We start from the raw sequence: 17,360 nt of genomic DNA on the forward strand, positions 1-17,360 counted from the left end.
ATCTAGGCACTAAATACTAAAAAGGGCGCGTGATGCGCCCTTTTTAATGTCTGAAAATCCGCCTTTAGTGGCAAATAGATATGTTGTAGCAAGCCGTCATATTCTGCTCTAAAACCTCATAGACGTGAGCGCAGAGTTTATTCTGCTCAATTAGGTCATCCATGATCTCAGCAATTTGTGTTTGGCTCATTCGCCCTCGATAAGGGCGATCTTGCGATAGTGCCTGAAACACATCGGCAACGGCAATAATGCGAGAAGGGATGTCGAGTTCTTCTGCTGTTTTATGGTAAGGGTAGCCAGAGCCGTCCAAGCGTTCATGGTGATTTGAAGCCCATTCTGCGATTTTGGCGTTTGGGAACACCTTATGCAGCGCAAGTTGAGTATCTATCGTATGTCGTTTGATTCTCGTGTATTCCTGCTTACTGAGCGCGCCTTCCTTATGTAGAATTTCATCTGGCGTCTTTAGCTTACCTATGTCGTGAACCAAACCGGCAATAAACAGCATTTCTTGGTCGTGTTCATCGAGTCCTAATTTGCCCGCCAAATAGCGCGACAACTCAGCAACTTTTTGCGAGTGTTGATAAGTAAATGGGCTTTTCGCATCGACAATGCGCGCCAGAAATAATCCAAGGCTGTTCATGTCCCAAATGGTTAACTGTTTTTGTAACCAATCAATGCTCTTAAAATTCAGACCAATGGTTTCGATGTTTTCTGATTCCATCGCGAACCAAAATCCGTCGGTCATGATGAGCTTAACCATGGCTTTGCACATAACGGGATTAAATAAGGTGCCAGCATTCGCCAATACACATTCTGCAATCAACTCCTCATGCAAAGTGACAATGTCACAGTGGCAGTTCATTACATAGCGCGCACGCATGAAGTCTAGTCGATCAGAAAGGTAGAGTAGGGCCGCAACGTCTTTTTCGAATTCAGGCAGGTCGAGATGTTGCAGCTCATCCCAATGGGTGTGGTGATAAAGCACTGGAACGGCAAATTGACTTAAAAGGCGACATTGTTTGAGCGTTTGGTAGCCGCGCAGACAGTGCGCTTTGGCATCTTGAGGGATGAGCTCGTCCAGTAGCATTTTATGTTCTTGCGTTTCAGAGACGCCACAATCGTGAATCATGCCTGCAAAGTAACAAAACTCTGCTTTCGTTAAATCCCAATTTAAGGCTAGAGCGCATTGGTAGGCGATGTATGCGACACGGTGACTGTGGTGAGTGTCATCGACACCTACATAGTCGAGTGCACGGGCGACCCAGATGAGTGCTTGTTTTAGATCGACTTCAAAACCCGCGATAGCATCGGGAGAGGAAGAATGCTTCATTATTTATACCGACATGTTTTTAAGCCCACGCAAACCGACATCATGGCCTGATATTTAGAGAAAGGGCGCGACAGCGAAAAGAACCCTTAAAGGTGGGCTATTTGGACGTAATTTTAATTATGGCGTAGATAATAATCCTAGTTGCATAAGAATATCACTCGAAGCTCACTGTTTAACGTCAGTTCTTTGAGCTGAGTATTGGTTTTAAAAGATTCTTGTTGCTTTGGTTGACTTCTTTGAAAACGACAATAAATCATGATGCAACGTATTCTTATTTCTACTTTTGACTAAAACATCAGCACACAAAGGGGGAGAGACGACTTTAGGGTTTTCGGCCTCAAAGTGACGGTGCACGTTTTGCTGCCACTCTCAATGTAATTCGTAAGGACGGTGCAGATGGAATACCTATTGTGGTGGTCACTGTAGGAAAGAAAATATCCCCATTTTGTTTCTTAATTAGCTCAATGAGTTAAAGGAAGAAAAGGTAAACGACTCGATTGCGAATTTGTGAAGCCGCAAAGAAGAGTTGCCTGAAAAAACTACTAGACTAATTGCTCCAACTCAAAAGGAATTTGTATGTTGAAACATTGTTTGTATCGCAGTTACACCAAAGGGCTAAAAATCGCCGCGCATGTGCTGCCACTTCCACGGCCGACGCTGTTTTCTGGTTCGGGAGCCGTATCTGAGTTGTTGGAGGCGATATCTGATCTAGGTTTTCGACGTTTGTTGCTAGTGACCGATGAGGGATTAGTTCGAATCGGTATGGTAGGTAAAGTCTTGGAGCAAACGCAGGGGTTGGGTTTACAGGTGGGCGTGTTTTCTGAAGTAAAACCAGACCCAACTTACGATCAAGTGGAAGATGGATTACGTGTTTACAACGCCTCTCAATCGGAAGCCATTTTGGCGTTAGGTGGCGGATCTGCCATTGACTGTGCAAAAGTGATTGCTGCAAGAGTAAGTAACAAGCGCTCAATCAAAAAGCTCTCAGGACTTTTCAAAGTATGGCGAACCCCAGCGCCTCTGTTTGTTATTCCAACCACTTCTGGCACTGGTTCTGAAGTGACGATCGCGGCAGTGGTTTCAGACCCAGACACACATTTAAAAACGCCCTTGATGGACCCGAAACTGGTGCCGATTATGGCCGCGCTCGATCCTGACTTGCTTATCGGTTTGCCAGCCAAAATCACTGCTGACACAGGGATTGATGCGTTAACTCATGCGGTAGAAGCCTACATTTCGCGCAATGCGACACCAGAAACTCAAGAGTATTCAGTCGCTGCAATCAAATTGATATTTCGTTATTTACCCAAAGCAGTGGCTCACGGGGGAGATATTGAAGCTCGATACAAAATGGCCATGGCGTCTTACTACGCAGGGCTAGCTTTTACCAAGGCAAGTCTTGGGTACGTGCATGCTTTCGCGCACAACTTAGGGGCAAGGTATGGTTTGCCACATGGCATGGCAAATGGATTAGCGTTGCTACCCGTCTTAAAGTTCTCTTTGCCTGAAATTGAAGATGAGCTAAGAACGCTTGCCGAGAAGACCAATATCAATACGAAAGACAAACCAAGTGCTGAGCATTTCTTGGAACAGATTGAATCCTTGTACGATGCTATTGGTATCGAAAAATGTACAACAGCCATAAAACAAGATGATATCGAAGACTTGGTTGACCTGATTCTGAAAGAGGCACATTGGAATTACCCCGTTCCCAAGTTTATGAATTCTGAAGAATGCGCTCGCTTATTGATAGAAATAAGCGCTTAGATTGTTTTGTGTAAATATAATTTTACGGCCGTGGTTTTTTATCCTTACACTTTGCTTGATCTTCTCTCAAAGATCCTACAATATCGTGCTTATTACAAATATGGTGTCAGTTTTGGTGCGCCGTTGCCCGATCTGATGCTGATATCTTCCAATAAGATGTAAAGATAAATATACAATGAGTCGTTCTAAAGTGTTTGGTAGTACCCTAATTATTGCTGGTACTACAATTGGGGCTGGTATGCTAGCTCTTCCTCTTGCCTCCGCTGGCATTGGTTTCACTACATCACTGATCATCATGTTGAGTTTGTGGGCGTTAATGGCCTTTACTGCGTTACTGATGCTTGAACTTCACCAATACGCTGAAAGTAGTGCAACACTTCATACCTTGGCGAAACAAATCCTTGGTCAAAAAGGTAAGTGGGTTGCCAGTTTTGCGATGCTATTTTTGTTCTACTCATTGTGTGCGGCATACATCGCTGGTGGCGGTGCCCAATTTGGTGACCGCTTATCTCAGTGGTTTGAGTTAGACATTTCTGGCCCGACAGCGACAGTGATTTTCACTCTGATCGTTACTTTAGTGGTGACTATTGGTACAGGAACAGTTGATAAAGTAAACCGCGTGTTGTTTGCGTTAAAGCTAGTCGCAATGGTTGCGGTACTGTCATTTTTAGCGCCAAACGTTACCGAGTCATACTTGCTAAGCATGCCTATCGAACAGGGACTTATTGTTGCGGCGATTCCAGTGATTTTCACATCGTTTGGTTTCCACGGCAGTATTCCTGCAATCGTAAACTACTTAGATGGCGATACGTCATCTTTGCGTAAAGCGGTTATTGTTGGTTCGACGATTCCCTTAGTTATCTACATTTTCTGGCAAATCGTTACCTTAGGCGTAGTAAGCCAAGATGCGCTTATTGAAAACGGTGGCTTGAGTGCACTTATTGGTCAATTATCTCAAACTGTTCACAAATCCAACTTGAGCAGCATTGTAGGTGTATTTGCCGACCTTGCACTTCTCACCTCGTTTTTAGGTGTGAGCTTAGGTTTGTTCGAATTTTTAGGTGATACGATCAAAGGCAAAAGTGAGAAACCAAATCGCTTGTTAGCTGCAGTGATTACGTTTACTCCACCACTTGGTTTTGCGCTTTTTTACCCACAAGGCTTCATTATGGCGCTGGGTTACGCGGCGATTGCATTGGCTATTCTTGCGATTTTCCTTCCTCTTGTCATGGTGATCAAGGTTCGTCGTTCCGATGATTTCTCAGGTGAATACCGTGTCGCAGGTGGGCAAGGAGCGCTGGTCGTCACTGGTATAGCGGGTACGGGCATCGTTTTAGCGCAAGTGCTCATTACTTTAGGTGTATTACCTGCTCTAGGTTAGTTCCACAGTTTAAATTGAACGCGAAAAGCCAATAGAGAAACCTGTTGGCTTTTTTAATCTGGATCAAATTACCGTAAGATATTCGGTGAAAAAATTGGCGGAAATCTGTTTTTATTTCGTACACTTAGGTTGTGGTATATCAATTATTTAAGTGGGGAAAAGCCGCTCTAAGATCATCAAAATTTCTGACAGAAAGGAGCTTTTTCTTCTGGTTTCTCTACTTGGGTGTGGAGGTGAAGTATGGCGCACCGGAGTTTTTACCCGTTTGCTAAACCGCTTAATGAGCAACTGCAAACGTTGAAGAATAGAATGCAGGCACATTTGCCGTGTATCGATAGGGTGTCGTTTGCAAAATATCACCCTCATCAAGACATGCTCAAATCTTTCGCCGAAAGTGAATTTGATACTTGGTGCTTGGCCCATCATGAGGCGCCGTTTAGAAAGCTCCACAACCTTACTATCTCCGCTGAAAATGCAATACCACGCATTGTCGATGATCTTCACGACATCAATCATTGTTCCCGCATACAAACCCTGCTTAAAGAAGGCTATCAGTCATCAGTCGCGATTCCTTGCTATGACAACAAAGCCTTTACCGGGTTTGTCTTTTTAAATTCTACCCAGCCCCAAGCTTTTAAGCTTGAAGCATTGAATGGACTTAAGCCTTATTTTGAGATGGTTCAATTTGCTGTTGAGTCTGAGGATCATGTCGTTCATGCCATCGAAACGCTTGCCGATCGAATGCAGGGTATGATGCCGGGTTATTCGCCAGAATATTATGCCCATACTAAACGGATGAAATATTACAGCCAGTTAATCGCCACACAACTCGCGGATCATCATCATTTCAATGACGAAACGGTTGAGCATATTGGTACGTTTGCGCAGTTTCATGCATTGAGCGATATTCAACTGCCGATAGAAATAGCCTGTAGTAGAACACGTTACACGAGAGAGCAGGAGGCGATTCTTCTTCAACATATCGAGCAGTGTATCGAATCTGCAGACGATATAGTGGCGCGTATTGGTAATCCAGTTCACCCAAGCGTGACGCTGTTTTTGCAGATGATTACGTACCAATACGAAAACCTTAATGGTTCTGGTTATCCGTACGGTTTGAAGAAAGAGGCGATCCCAATTGCAGCGCAAATCGTTGCGGTGGCTAACGCATTCGATGTGCTTACGACTCACCACCCATATCGCCAAGCTTGGTCGATACCTTACGCCTTGCTTGAGTTGGAGAAATGGGTCTATCAAGGATTGTTGTCCAGAGAATGTGTCAACGCGCTGCGTGAGCATCAAAATTATCTAAAACAAATCATCCATAAATATCCTGAGCACTACACAGGCTTGGGGCTGATGTAATCCCCGTAAACGAAGGAGCACGAATATTGACTAGGAGGGAATTATAAACAATACTGTTTTTATATACAGTGTCTGGTTTGGAGGTGAAGTATGTTGTGGGAAACCCTTGAGAGAGTAAACCGCTTACGCCAACAAGCACTTGCGAACCCTGAGTTTGTGCAGTCAGCGAAAGAGCACGAAGAAGCACTACAGGAGCAAGAATATCATTATCATGCAAAGAAAAAGCGTTCAGCTAAAGACAAACAAGGTAAGAAGTCGCTGGCCGATATCTATAAAGAAGTAGAATTTGGCGCTGACGCTCGTCATTAAATTAACCGCTATGGCGTCATTTCAATCCTTCAACGCCATAGGTCAAAAACGAGAACTCAAGTATCTCGAGTTTACTTGAGTTGAATATCAGTCTTGTATTTTTATTGTATTAACGTGTAGATAAACACCCCTAAATTTAGGGGTGTTTAATTAGATGTCTGCTTTGCGTACAAAGTGAGGATTTTTGTATTTCTTCTCTGGACCAAAAGTGGATATAACCAATTTGTTCCATAGTGTTTTGTCGAACTCGCCTTTTGGAATGGAAGGGTAGAGTGTTTCTTCTTCTTCCCTCGCAAAATTCATGTACTGCTTTTTCTTGATTTGGTTGTATTTTTTCGCAATCTGATTGTGTTTTTGAACCCACTCCAATTTGTATTTTCGAAGTGCCTTTTCACCATCTTCTGCATTCATACGCGACATAAACAGCCGCTTATACGATACCTTTCTATCTAACATGGTACGCATGACTGTTTGGATGTACTTACCGTGGTGCGTAATGGTGATGTCGTTTTCGTCAATAGGAGTAACACACCAGCCTTTAGGTAGAAAGTCTGTTTTTTTAAACTGTTTATTACGCTCCATTAGCGCCTGATGTAAAACCAAATCAGAGGTGCCGCGGAACGTTTTTTGCCATTTACCGATACGAATTTGAATCGAACCAGGCAAGCGATAGATGTTAGTAAACTTATCTTTGTCCATGGACTTGTGTCATGAAATTAATATGCAATATGAGAAATAGGTAATCAGCTCACCGAGTCATCGGCAAGAAGTTGAGCTGAAGTTCGTTACGATTTTACAACGACCTTGCATTATATAGCGAGGGGTTATGTCAATAATAGGTAAGAAATAAAAAATTAGTTTAAATTGTGAATGGATTTAACTAAATGGCGCCACCTGCATTGCGATTTGCAGGTGGCTTGTACTGTGCTTAAACAGCTTCTTCTAGTTGTTTAGCATCTTCTTGCTCAATCTGTTGAAGGTGTCTATTCGCTTGTTGTAACTGGTACATTTGAGCGTAGCGACCATTTTGTTGCAATAGGGCTTTATGCGTGCCTTGTTCGACCAAGTCACCATGGTGTAGAACCACAATTTGGTCTGCATCCAATATGGTGGACAGTCGGTGCGCAATGACCACTAACGTCATGTTCTGGCGCAAAACTTTTAAGCTTTTTTGAATGAGAGCCTCAGTTCCTGAATCGATGTTCGCCGTTGCCTCATCCAAAATTAAGATTTTTGGTTTCGCTACTAACACTCGGGCTAACGCAAGTAATTGCTTTTGACCTGCCGAAAGGTTGGTTTCACCTTGGCCGAGTTGAGTGTCTAAGCCGTTTGGATAGCGGTGAATTTGCTCCGACAAACCTACCTTATCTAACGCATCCCATATCTGCTCATCGCTCACTGCTCGGCTAAGAGAAATGTTCTCACGTACAGAAGCTGGGAGAATGTGCGGATCTTGTTGAACCATTGCTACGTCTTTGCGAAGTACGTCTTTACCCAATGTATTAAGTGGCCGCCCATCAATCAATAACTCGCCCACATTGGTTGGATAAAAGCCCATGAGCAAAGATGCTAACGTGCTCTTGCCGCTGCCCGTATGGCCGACCAGCGCGATAAAATCTTGATGAGCCGCTTTCAAGGATATGTCTTTTAATACATCTTGCTTACCATCATAACTGAACGTCAGATTACTTAGCTCAATCGAGCCCGTTTTAAGCGGTTTATGATCGTCACCGTAAGTTTGTGGCCTCGCATCAATCAACTCAAAAACACGTTCACTCGATACCAACGCTTGTTGTAAAAGTGCAAGTTGTTGGGTCATTTCAATCAGAGGTTCGGTCACACGCGCCAAATAACTGATGAACGCATAAAGTACACCGACACCAATCAACTCGACACCATTAAAGCCAAAGATGGCAACTAAGCAGAGTAGGGCAAGTCCAGCCAACAGATCCATGAGAGGCCGCAGCAGATACCCGTTTAAGCGAATGACTTTTTTGGACGCGACCAAATGCTCAGCAGTGAGTTCGTTAAATTGTTTGTTAAAGCGCTCTTCTTGTTGCATCAGCTGAATCACGCTCATCCCTTGGATTGATTCGCTTAAGTTGGCGTTAATGTCCGTGAGCAAGTCACGCATTCTGCGATAACTCTCGGTACTGAGTTGTTTAAACAGATACATAAAGCCAATTACGATCGGTAACAGGACGAGAACAACCAGCGTCAACTTCCAACTCATGAAGAACATGACACCCAACATTACCACGATCATCACAACGTTCTTAACCACGGTCGCGATTAACAACTCGTAAAACTGCTGAAGTGATTCTGTATCATTCGTGATTCGAGAAACAAGCTTACCAGCAGGCGTGTAGTCAAACGCAGAAAGTGGCTGTTTGATCACTCCCGAAAACACTTGCTTGCGAATGGTTTTGATCGTGTTCGTTGCCACCATGCTAAATTGCAACGATTGAAGATATTGGAACGTTGCCGAAATGACTTGAAGTGACACGTAGCCCAACGCTAAAGCAATCAATACGTTACGAGAGTAGTCACCTTTGGCAATGTGTTCATCAATAAAATACTGGATCAACCAAGGGCCACTCGCACTCGCTAACGCCGCGATAAACAGCAAAGCTAAGCCTTTTATCATTGGCTTCGGCTGAGACAATGGATAAGACAACAACCGCTTAAATGTACTGGTTTGTTTCATTGATTACTCCTCCATTGCTTGTTCGAGTTTTTGGTACTGGAACATTTCTGCGTACCAGCCTTGGTGTTCGAGTAGAGAATGATGTTTTCCTCGCTCGGTGACATGGCCATGATTAAGAACGATGATTTCATCAGCCGCTTCCAATGCGGTTAATCGGTGTGCGATAACGATCAACGCTTGATCACGGTAGTGTGTTTCAAGGTTCTTGAGAATCTGGTGTTCGGTTCGACCATCTACGGCGGATAGGGCATCATCTAAAACTAACACTTGAGCGTTGAGAAGCATGGCGCGTGCAATCGCAATACGCTGCTTCTGACCGCCAGAAAGAGTAATGCCTTTTTCGCCAACTTCGGTTTGGTATCCGTCAGGGAATTTCTCTATATCGTCGTGGATACACGCCAATTTCGCTGCTTGATAAACTTGCTCCTTTGTTGCTTGAGGATTACCAAGAGCGATGTTGTCAAAGATCGATTTTGAGAACAAAAATGGACTCTGATTCACAACCGCAAAGCGATTACGCCATTGAGGTAAGATAGCGTCTTTGATTTTGACATCGCCAAACTGAATGGTGCCATTTTCTAAATCATGTTGACGCAATAGCAGAGTGAGCAACGTCGATTTGCCACTGCCTACTGGGCCAGCAATTCCGAGCATTTTCCCTGGCTCTAACGTTACGTCCACAGCGGCAAGAGCTGGTGGGAGTTCTTTACTCCAATGGAACGCGTCAATCTTGATGTGCAGCGGTAATGGTTTTTCATCTAAAGGCTGTGTGCCACCGATGATCTCTGGTTGTTCATCGAAGATTTCTTGTAGCCGATTCCATGCGGCAGAACCGCGCTCTAAGATGTTAAACAAGAATGCGAACGCCAGCATTGGCCAAATCATCAAACCCAAGTACATGGTGAAGGCTGTCAAATCACCAAGAGTGATTTCGCCTTTGTCGACCAGATGCGCGCCTGCCGCCACACTAAGAAGAAACGAAAGACCAATCGTCAACTGAATCGCAGGGTCAAAGCGCGCATCTACTCTTGCTACCGCGATGTTTTTAGCACCAGTATCGTCAACGACATCTTCAAATCGTTGTTGCTCTTGGTTTTCCAAACCAAAAGCACGCAGCATTCGCACACCATTTAGGGATTCTTGCGTCATATCGGACATCGAAGAGAATGCTTCCTGCGCGATACGAAAACGTTGGTGAAGAATGCGGACGATAAAGAAAATAATTACCGCGAGAAATGGCATTGGCAACAGGGCCATAACGGTCAGTTTCCAACTGACTTGCGTGACCATGATGATCAACACTGCTATGCCTGTGATAACAGAGTCGGCTGCCGTTAATACCCCTTCGCCAGCTGTCATAACGATGTTTCTTACGTCGTTCGTGCCGCGCGCCATCAAATCGCCAGTTTTGTATCGTTCAAAAAAGCGGGGAGGTTGAGTCGAAAGGTGGCGGTAAAGGCGGTTGCGTAAAATGGTTCCAAGTTCCCAACTCGCACCAAATAGCCATATACGCCAGAGGATTCTGCACCCGTAGATGGTGAAAAGCAGAACAATAAGGCCTAACAACCACATGATTAACGTGTTTGTTTCTAATGTGTTATCAACAACGCCATCGACAATCACTCCGACTGCCTTGGGTGGAACCAGCTGAAGGGCAGAGATTACTGCAAATAAAAGAATGGAACCCACATAATGTTTCCATTTTTGTCGGAAATACCAACGCAGCTGCCAGAAAATTCTCATTACGCCTCCTGCTTTAAATTATTGAATTTGTTATGGAACTATTATTGAGCGAAATGATGAGTTTACAAGCACAATTTTTGAGCGAAGAAGAAAACAACAGATTGTGTCGATTTTGAATATATGCACTCAGGAATTACTTGCTTTCTCGCTGCAAGAAAACCATGCAACAAAATTATGTGAAATCTATGTTAAGTTGAGGTTTTGGCGCGTAAGTTAGCGCTAAAAGTAGAAAGCTTCAAAATGTACAATTTTGAAGCTTGTTTGGGAGGGTTTTTAGCAGTCTTCAGTTTGAATTCCATAGCGAAGTTGTCCGCCTGGTGTTTTAGGGTAGTACACTTCGACATAACACAGGTGATGGATGCTCACGGGTTTGTTGGCAAAGCCGATAAGGAAGTAGGGTTCAGTCTCTGAATCGGCGCCGTACCATTTGTTGATGGTGAGTTGTGGGTCAAAACCGGCAAGCTCTTTTGCTGGAATCACGTTTTTGATTAACCCAAAGTAACCAATAAGATCGTTTACTCCGTCGTTATCTAAGTCGATGTTTCGCGTGTCTTCTGAGTTGATGTTCTCTTGAGACTGAATAACGGCTTTAGTGTAAACAAGGTTGTTGGCTGTCATTAGCGCTTCTCTTGCACCATACAAAACGGCAATTCGTGCGTCTTTTTGTATTCCGAGGAACTTGGGCAGGGCAACAACGCCAACAACACCAAGAATGATGATGCACATTATTAACTCGATAAGGGTAAATCCTCGTGAACCACGCACAACCAGCCTCCAGCTTTGTCATTTTATAGGCTGCTATTCTGGAATAAAAATGGGGTTATATCGGTATTAAAAAAGAATGAGAAGGTGAGACTGCTATTGCAAATCTCATATATAAAACAAGTTGCTTATTTGTTCATTAGAGATTGAAGCGGTTTCTCAATTGGGATTTTAAAGAGAGGAGTAAAAAGGAAAAAGATGAATAAAGATGTGCTCGGGAGGAAAAATCTCCCGAGCCGGAGTACTTAAGACGCGTCCGTTACCGTTTGGCCACTGCGTTTAAATACAAATCTCCAGATGAACAGGACTACTGCGATATAAGCTAAGCCGACACCAAGTGCTTGCCACTCCATACCGTTATACATCGCGATAGGCATCAGAGAGATGATAAAGATATCCGTGATTGAACCAGGTACATAAGCAATGGCGTAGTCATCCAGAACTTTGCTACGCATTTTAGGGTCAACAATGCGCAATAGCGCGATGCCCATTGCAACTGTGCCTGTTAGCCAGCCCCAGGAGAATATGCCTTTTTCAAACCAATCATCGCCCATAATTCGAGGCGCAACCCAGAAGATCAGCCACAACGTAAATGCGATGCCACCAATGGCGAGTACGATCATTGGCGCAAGGTACTGAGCAAGAACAGTAATTTTGATTGCTGAAATACCAAATATGATCAGGTAGTCGGTGCTGATACCAGCCGCGTGCTTAAATGCTCCATCACAAAGGTATCGTGACGCTTTGGTTTGTTTCGCGACAATTCGTACGAGCATTCCGCCCAAAAAGCCCGTTACAAATGTCGGAATTTGTACTTTGTCGTGGAACGACGATAAGTAGTTTGCTGCGACATAAGAGAAAGCCGTAACGACGACGACAAGGGCTGCGTGAATAGCAAATGAATCCACAGAGAGTGAAGACATTGTGTCTTTCATCACTGGTTCTTGTTCTGTTGGTTTTACAAGACCTTTTCGTTCATGTTCATCCATGCTGTCAAAAGTTGTAAAGCTTCGAATCCAACCCATTTTTAGAGCAAATTGAAGCATCAGCATGCCGATGGAAATTGAGATGAAGATACCGACTGTCGCAAAGGTCAAACCAAGCGTGAAGCCATCTTCCCAACCAAGACCCGTGAAAATATCTCCCACAACTGAGGCTGAACCATGACCACCCATGAAACCCGCAGACATTGTTACGCCAAAACCAGGATTGATTTCTGGCCAGAAAAATGTAGTTAAGAGCAGGCCAAACATTGCAGCAAATAACCACTGTGAGACAGAAGCAATTTGGTTAAATGCCCATAACGAGCCTGCACGTTGTGCGACAACTTTTGGGGATGGAACATCCGTTGCTAACCCTAACGCAGAAAAAAGTGCAGCGGTTAATAGGCTTGCGTTAGCGGTAAACGTGTCTGTCCACGGTAATAGATCGAGCATGGCAGGGCCAAACACGAGACCAAATAAACCTGCCAATACAGCAGATGGAATGTACATGCGTTGTAGCAATGGCGTATGCACGCGAATCACTTTCGCTACAATCAAAAGTAAGCCTGCGATGGCTAAGTCAGTCAGCATTAGACCTTTTGGCATTTTTTGTCCTCCAGTAAATGCATTCAAGGGGCATCATCCTTTTGACCAACCTTGATGAAATAAATAACTCCACGTAAGAAAGCGCGAATACGAAATCTTTCGAGTACGGAGCAATGGTCGTTTCAATCAGCGCTCAAGTGCGCTAAAAATCATGAAATGAATATAATTGTCGAGAATGTTCGTGAACTGTTGAGAAACTCGAGCAAGTTTCTCGATTTTATTTTTGATAGTTCACTCAGGAAGGGCGTGTATCCTAGTCAGTTTGAATAGGCAATGCAATTGAGCAGAATCAATAAAACATGCCTAATAAAACATCAATCATAGGTAGGTGTTTGATAAATAAAAATATTGTATGAAAAATTAATTTTATCGATACGACAATTATTTGTAATTCTCAAGATGGGAAGGTGGTTGAAGTTTAATGAAGCCAAGAGTGGAGCTAGAGATATGGCCAGAAAAAGCACACTGTGATAAGAGCCAATGTGCTTATCAACTTGTCGTTAGAGTCGATTATCACCGGTACTAAATGCAATGATTTGACTGATTTCGGTGAGGCTACGACCGCTCTCCTTTTGCCATTGCATAAACGCTAGGGTTGCTGCATCGTGAGATTTTTTGGTGTCTTTTCCGCCTTCGATGATTTTGCAATTGCGCAAGTATGCTTCCACATCGTTAGACAAAATAAACGTATCAGCACCCATTTGACGTAAAGTATATGGCCCTGTATTACCGCCCAAACGGTTGCCATGTTTTTTTAGATACGCCCAAAGCTCAGTGATTTTCTCCTGAGGCCAATCTGCAACCATTTTGCCAAATGACCCATGCTGGATTGATGCTTCGTGGATCATTCGAGCATTGGCAGGAATCGACATCACTTTCGTTAGGTGGCGAATAATGCGCTCATCGGTCGCTTTGGTTTCCCATTGTTCGTCAGACAGCATCAGCAATGGTTCAATCTTAAAGCCGAAAAAGACCTCTTCGAAGTTCGGCCATTTCTTACGAACTACGCTCCACGAGATGCCACTTTGAAATACCTTCATCGAAAATGCTGCTAACCAACGGTCGTTTGGAATGGCTGCTAACTCTTCTTTACTTAATGGATGCGACAGCAGTGCTTCGAGCTGATCTTCTCCACCTTTTCGTTCGGCGGCACGTTGATAGATGGCGTCAAATTTTTCGATACTCATAAAAGAAGTTAACCTTAGTGTATGTCGATATTTAGGAAACATACTACGCTTAAGTGGCTGAATCGTAAATTGATGGAGTGTCACAAATGAAGAAGGTCACATTAACGTTTGTCGGAGAAGGTTCGGAGCGTATTGCGGATAAATTCTATTCTTGGCTTGCTGATGGTGGATTAGAAGACAGCCTAATTGAGACTCTATCGGACAGAGAAGTGTCGGTGGTCGGTATTAGTGATATGGATAACGAAACGCGCGATGTGGTGATTACGACAGAAATGAATTAGCGCGTTGTGCACGGTCAAAACCAAAAGAATGCGATAAACAAAGCCCTTCGTCGGAAGGGCTTTGTACGTTTAACTCGTCTTCTTTTGTAAAGTGGATTTAATGATGAACCAGCGTTAAACCGCTTGGTAAAGCATCACCGAAGACACGTTTTGATTCGCTTTCTGAAAGCTCTTTCACTTCTTCAACCAGCGATACCCACGACTCAGGTACTTTGCTCTGTTTGAGTTTTGTTAGAACTTGTTCCCGGTAGTCGTCAGAAATATCGAATAAGCGATCACCCGTCTTACGACAAATCATTACGGCTGCGAAAGCGATCATTGGTTCTTTCAGCCAATTTTGTTCCAAAAGCTTAGGTAACCATTGCTCAGCTTGTTCACGAGGAATGACGTTGTGCTGGCTGCCATAAAGCGGTGTGCGAGAAGCCAAACGTCCCATCGCCCACCAGTGTGCTTGTTCAAACTGGTTTTGGTTGATGGCTTTACTCAAGAACCACGTCGCCAGCAGGACTTTATCTTCCACTTCTAGATGCTCTAGAGAGGCTGAAAGACGCACCATGGATTCGTAACCCATCTCCTGAGCCGCTTTTGCTGACTGCGGATTTTTCATCGCGCCGGGATGCAGATATTTTGCGATGTCTGCCAAAATGGTTTCTTGTTGTTCTTGGCTTAGACCGCCCGCGATACGTCGCCAGAATACCCACCAGTCTGTCCAGCCTTGATGGTTTTTGAACTGAATATTTTGTTGATACAGTCCCCAAACTTGCTCAATACGCCAAGAGTCGGTTGGATCGCCAAAGCCCGGACGCAGTGCAAAGCCAGCCAAACGAAGCCAGTTTTTCTCATGTTGTTCAGAGCGACGACGACGCTTACGACCTTGCGCAAAAGTATCGAAAAGTTGACGGAGTGTGGTGAAGTCCCACTCATCGCGTTTGCCGAGTTTCTTCTCAAGATCTTTCGCTAAGGTTTTGATCTCATTGCCTTCTGCGCTTTTCTTGTTACCGCTGTACAGGCGAGCTATCAGCTCTTTACATTCGTTCAATCTTGGATGAAGCTGAATTTCCTCACCGCCATCGGCTTGTTTATTGCGAACTTCAAATTCCAGTTCCCAACGTTTGTTGTCGTCTTCGGCACTGACACACTCCATCTTAAGAGTGCCAACTTCTGTTAGTTGGCAAGCCAATTGCACTTCGACACGCTCTTTCTGGTTGGCTTGTAGCTCTGCACCTTCACCTTCAAGTGTGGTGATGTAAGGCGGTAGCGGAGCAAACAAGTCAGGGTCAACGTCAACCATCACACCGTTTTGAATGGCGGTGTTATTGGTTAAGGTGTCGTGGGTAGAAGTCAGCAAGTTAAAGCGAACGGGCTCACCTAGGGTAAGCGAGAAACGACGACCACTTAAGCGGATCTCGTGACCTTCTTCTGTGCCTTTTGCGAGCAAACAGAGCGCTTTGCCCATCTTGTTTTTTTCTTGTAGATGCAAGAAGTAAGAGCGTGCAGCACCACCGCCAATTTTCAGTTGTGCGCCACGACGCGCTTTACCAAACGCAACGGCACCTAGTGCGACCGACCAATCTGGATGTGGGTTATCTAATACCGTAACTGGTGCGCCGCGCCAGTCAGAAAGCAGGGTAGTGACACGTTCAGTCACCAGATCACTGTTGAACACGCCACCGTTCAGCAATAAGCCAACTGGGATCGCGTTTTGTTTGTCGTCTTCAATGCCAAGAGCGGCACGAGACACTTGCTGATGCTGAGTTAAGAACTCGGCAACGTGCTTGCTCACCGCTGGGTCAGCAACGTATGGAAGACCAAACTCGACAACCGCGCTGCGGCGTTTGTCTGGCACTTCACTGAAATCAGAAAGCGGGAAGAAGCCATCTAATGCGATTTGGTACACTTCTTGTTTGCTTAGAGCAATACTTTTGGTTCCACCAAGCAGCTTAGAACCACTGCCTAGCATGGTGATCTTTACTTCGTCAGGTGCACTCGTTGAGAGCAGGTTTTCTTTCGCTTTGCGTGTTTGCTGAATAAGCTTGGTTAGGCTTGCAGCAGTGAGTTTTTTGTTTTGACTGAAGCGACTTTCAGCAAGGTGCGCTAACGCTAAGTCGAGGTTATCACCCCCTAGCATTAAGTGTTCACCAACGCCAATACGATCAAGTGCTAAGTCGCTATTGGTGAACTTAGCTTCTATCAGGCTTAAATCGGTCGTACCACCACCCACATCGCAAACAAGGATGAGCGGCAGATCTTTTAACTCGTCAGCCGCAGTTTGCTGGTGGCGTGCGTACCAGTCGTAACACACCGCCTGTGGCTCTTCGAGCAAGACGATTTTTTTCAAGCCTGCAAGCTCGGCAGCTTCAAGTGTCAGTTTACGCGCGGTTTCATCAAATGATGCCGGAACGGTGACAACTACGTCTTGGTCTTCGAGTTTGTTACTTGGATGACGGTAGTTCCATGCTTGACGAATGTGATTGAGGTAACTTGCGCTGGCAATAACTGGCGAGACTTTATCCACGTCTTGCGCACCAGCCCAAGGAAGAATGTCTGAGTTACGATCAACCGCTTGATGTGAGAGCCAGCTTTTCGCGCTGGATACCTGACGGCCTTCTACTTTCGCGCCTAATTCGCGAGCCCATTCACCAACGATTACATTGTTAATGTCGCCGGCAACAGGTTCGTTGTCCCAAGGAAGAGTGAGGTCAGAAGGGGAGATTTGACCTACAGCTGGATGATAGCGGAAAGAGGGCAGAAGTGGTTTACGAACGACTTCGCCCGGACCAATCAGTTGGTCAATGTCAAATAGGGATACTTCGGATTGTTCAAGGTTGTCGGTTATTTCACAGTAGGCCACCACAGTGTTTGTGGTGCCAAGGTCAATACCAACAAGAAAACGACGAGATGCCATACAAAACCAAACCTTCGTGTATTTAAAAACGGCA

General features: G+C 44.6%; 13 protein-coding genes. 5 read left to right on the top strand and 8 right to left on the bottom strand.

The features are described 5' to 3' along the window. Positions 1–64: 64 nt before the first annotated feature. On the bottom strand, positions 65–1,330 hold the full coding sequence (locus tag DYB02_RS08385; protein WP_025555931.1) for an HD-GYP domain-containing protein: 1,266 nt from the start codon (positions 1,328–1,330) through the stop codon (positions 65–67). Positions 1,331–1,906: 576 nt separating this feature from the next. Here DYB02_RS08385 and DYB02_RS08395 point away from each other — a divergent pair. From DYB02_RS08395 to DYB02_RS08410, 4 genes are all read left to right on the top strand, one after another. Further along, positions 1,907–3,097, top strand: coding sequence for an iron-containing alcohol dehydrogenase (locus tag DYB02_RS08395; protein WP_029805414.1), 1,191 nt, complete (start codon positions 1,907–1,909; stop codon positions 3,095–3,097). A gap of 175 nt (positions 3,098–3,272) precedes the next feature. Continuing rightward, positions 3,273–4,478 (top strand): aromatic amino acid transport family protein, encoded by a 1,206-nt coding sequence (locus tag DYB02_RS08400; RefSeq protein WP_005455065.1) that lies wholly within the window; start codon positions 3,273–3,275, stop codon positions 4,476–4,478. Between the two features lie 240 nt (positions 4,479–4,718). After that, positions 4,719–5,843, top strand: a complete 1,125-nt coding sequence (locus DYB02_RS08405) for an HD-GYP domain-containing protein (RefSeq protein WP_029805418.1) — start codon at positions 4,719–4,721, stop codon at positions 5,841–5,843. A 90-nt stretch (positions 5,844–5,933) separates the two neighbouring features. Beyond that, positions 5,934–6,152, top strand: coding sequence for a hypothetical protein (locus tag DYB02_RS08410; RefSeq protein WP_005455055.1), 219 nt, complete (start codon positions 5,934–5,936; stop codon positions 6,150–6,152). Between the two features lie 150 nt (positions 6,153–6,302). On the opposite strand, the gene DYB02_RS08420 is transcribed toward DYB02_RS08410, so the two are convergent. From DYB02_RS08420 to DYB02_RS08450, 6 genes are all read right to left on the bottom strand, one after another. Next, entirely contained in the window at positions 6,303–6,851 is a 549-nt protein-coding gene (locus DYB02_RS08420) for an MSHA operon transcriptional regulator (protein WP_005495162.1), read from the bottom strand. Positions 6,852–7,080: 229 nt separating this feature from the next. Next, positions 7,081–8,859 (bottom strand): ABC transporter transmembrane domain-containing protein, encoded by a 1,779-nt coding sequence (locus DYB02_RS08425; RefSeq protein ID WP_020903808.1) that lies wholly within the window; start codon positions 8,857–8,859, stop codon positions 7,081–7,083. Positions 8,860–8,862: 3 nt separating this feature from the next. After that, positions 8,863–10,602: an ABC transporter transmembrane domain-containing protein gene (locus DYB02_RS08430; RefSeq protein ID WP_029853256.1), complete on the bottom strand. Its 1,740-nt coding sequence runs from the start codon at positions 10,600–10,602 to the stop codon at positions 8,863–8,865. Positions 10,603–10,875: 273 nt separating this feature from the next. Next, a complete protein-coding gene (locus DYB02_RS08440; RefSeq protein ID WP_005454955.1) occupies positions 10,876–11,367 on the bottom strand; it encodes a prepilin-type N-terminal cleavage/methylation domain-containing protein in 492 nt (163 codons plus the stop codon). A gap of 242 nt (positions 11,368–11,609) precedes the next feature. Next, entirely contained in the window at positions 11,610–12,953 is a 1,344-nt protein-coding gene (locus tag DYB02_RS08445; RefSeq protein ID WP_005454913.1) for a sodium/glutamate symporter, read from the bottom strand. A 500-nt stretch (positions 12,954–13,453) separates the two neighbouring features. Beyond that, positions 13,454–14,140 carry a DNA-3-methyladenine glycosylase I gene (locus DYB02_RS08450; RefSeq protein WP_021822766.1) on the bottom strand — a complete coding sequence of 229 codons (687 nt, stop codon included), beginning with the start codon at positions 14,138–14,140 and terminating at the stop codon, positions 13,454–13,456. An 86-nt stretch (positions 14,141–14,226) separates the two neighbouring features. Here DYB02_RS08450 and DYB02_RS08455 point away from each other — a divergent pair, with 86 nt between their 5' ends. Further along, the gene (locus tag DYB02_RS08455) at positions 14,227–14,421 is read left to right on the top strand and encodes a hypothetical protein (RefSeq protein ID WP_005455030.1); all 195 of its coding nucleotides are present in this window, start codon (positions 14,227–14,229) and stop codon (positions 14,419–14,421) included. A gap of 97 nt (positions 14,422–14,518) precedes the next feature. Here DYB02_RS08455 and DYB02_RS08460 read toward each other — a convergent pair whose 3' ends face one another. Then, positions 14,519–17,326, bottom strand: a complete 2,808-nt coding sequence (locus DYB02_RS08460; protein ID WP_029804206.1) for an Hsp70 family protein — start codon at positions 17,324–17,326, stop codon at positions 14,519–14,521. Positions 17,327–17,360 lie beyond the last annotated feature (34 nt).

This window comes from Vibrio parahaemolyticus (assembly GCF_900460535.1).
GTDB classification, from domain to species: Bacteria; Pseudomonadota; Gammaproteobacteria; order Enterobacterales; family Vibrionaceae; genus Vibrio; species Vibrio parahaemolyticus.

Coding starts and splice junctions, on each gene's coding strand:
- DYB02_RS08405 (WP_029805418.1), top strand. CDS start 4,719: ATGGCGCACCGGAGTTTTTACCCGTTTGCTAAACCGCTTAATGAGCAA.
- DYB02_RS08460 (WP_029804206.1), bottom strand. CDS start 17,326: ATGGCATCTCGTCGTTTTCTTGTTGGTATTGACCTTGGCACCACAAAC.
- DYB02_RS08445 (WP_005454913.1), bottom strand. CDS start 12,953: ATGCCAAAAGGTCTAATGCTGACTGACTTAGCCATCGCAGGCTTACTT.
- DYB02_RS08420 (WP_005495162.1), bottom strand. CDS start 6,851: ATGGACAAAGATAAGTTTACTAACATCTATCGCTTGCCTGGTTCGATT.
- DYB02_RS08410 (WP_005455055.1), top strand. CDS start 5,934: ATGTTGTGGGAAACCCTTGAGAGAGTAAACCGCTTACGCCAACAAGCA.
- DYB02_RS08455 (WP_005455030.1), top strand. CDS start 14,227: ATGAAGAAGGTCACATTAACGTTTGTCGGAGAAGGTTCGGAGCGTATT.
- DYB02_RS08395 (WP_029805414.1), top strand. CDS start 1,907: ATGTTGAAACATTGTTTGTATCGCAGTTACACCAAAGGGCTAAAAATC.
- DYB02_RS08450 (WP_021822766.1), bottom strand. CDS start 14,140: ATGAGTATCGAAAAATTTGACGCCATCTATCAACGTGCCGCCGAACGA.
- DYB02_RS08400 (WP_005455065.1), top strand. CDS start 3,273: ATGAGTCGTTCTAAAGTGTTTGGTAGTACCCTAATTATTGCTGGTACT.
- DYB02_RS08430 (WP_029853256.1), bottom strand. CDS start 10,602: ATGAGAATTTTCTGGCAGCTGCGTTGGTATTTCCGACAAAAATGGAAA.
- DYB02_RS08425 (WP_020903808.1), bottom strand. CDS start 8,859: ATGAAACAAACCAGTACATTTAAGCGGTTGTTGTCTTATCCATTGTCT.
- DYB02_RS08385 (WP_025555931.1), bottom strand. CDS start 1,330: ATGAAGCATTCTTCCTCTCCCGATGCTATCGCGGGTTTTGAAGTCGAT.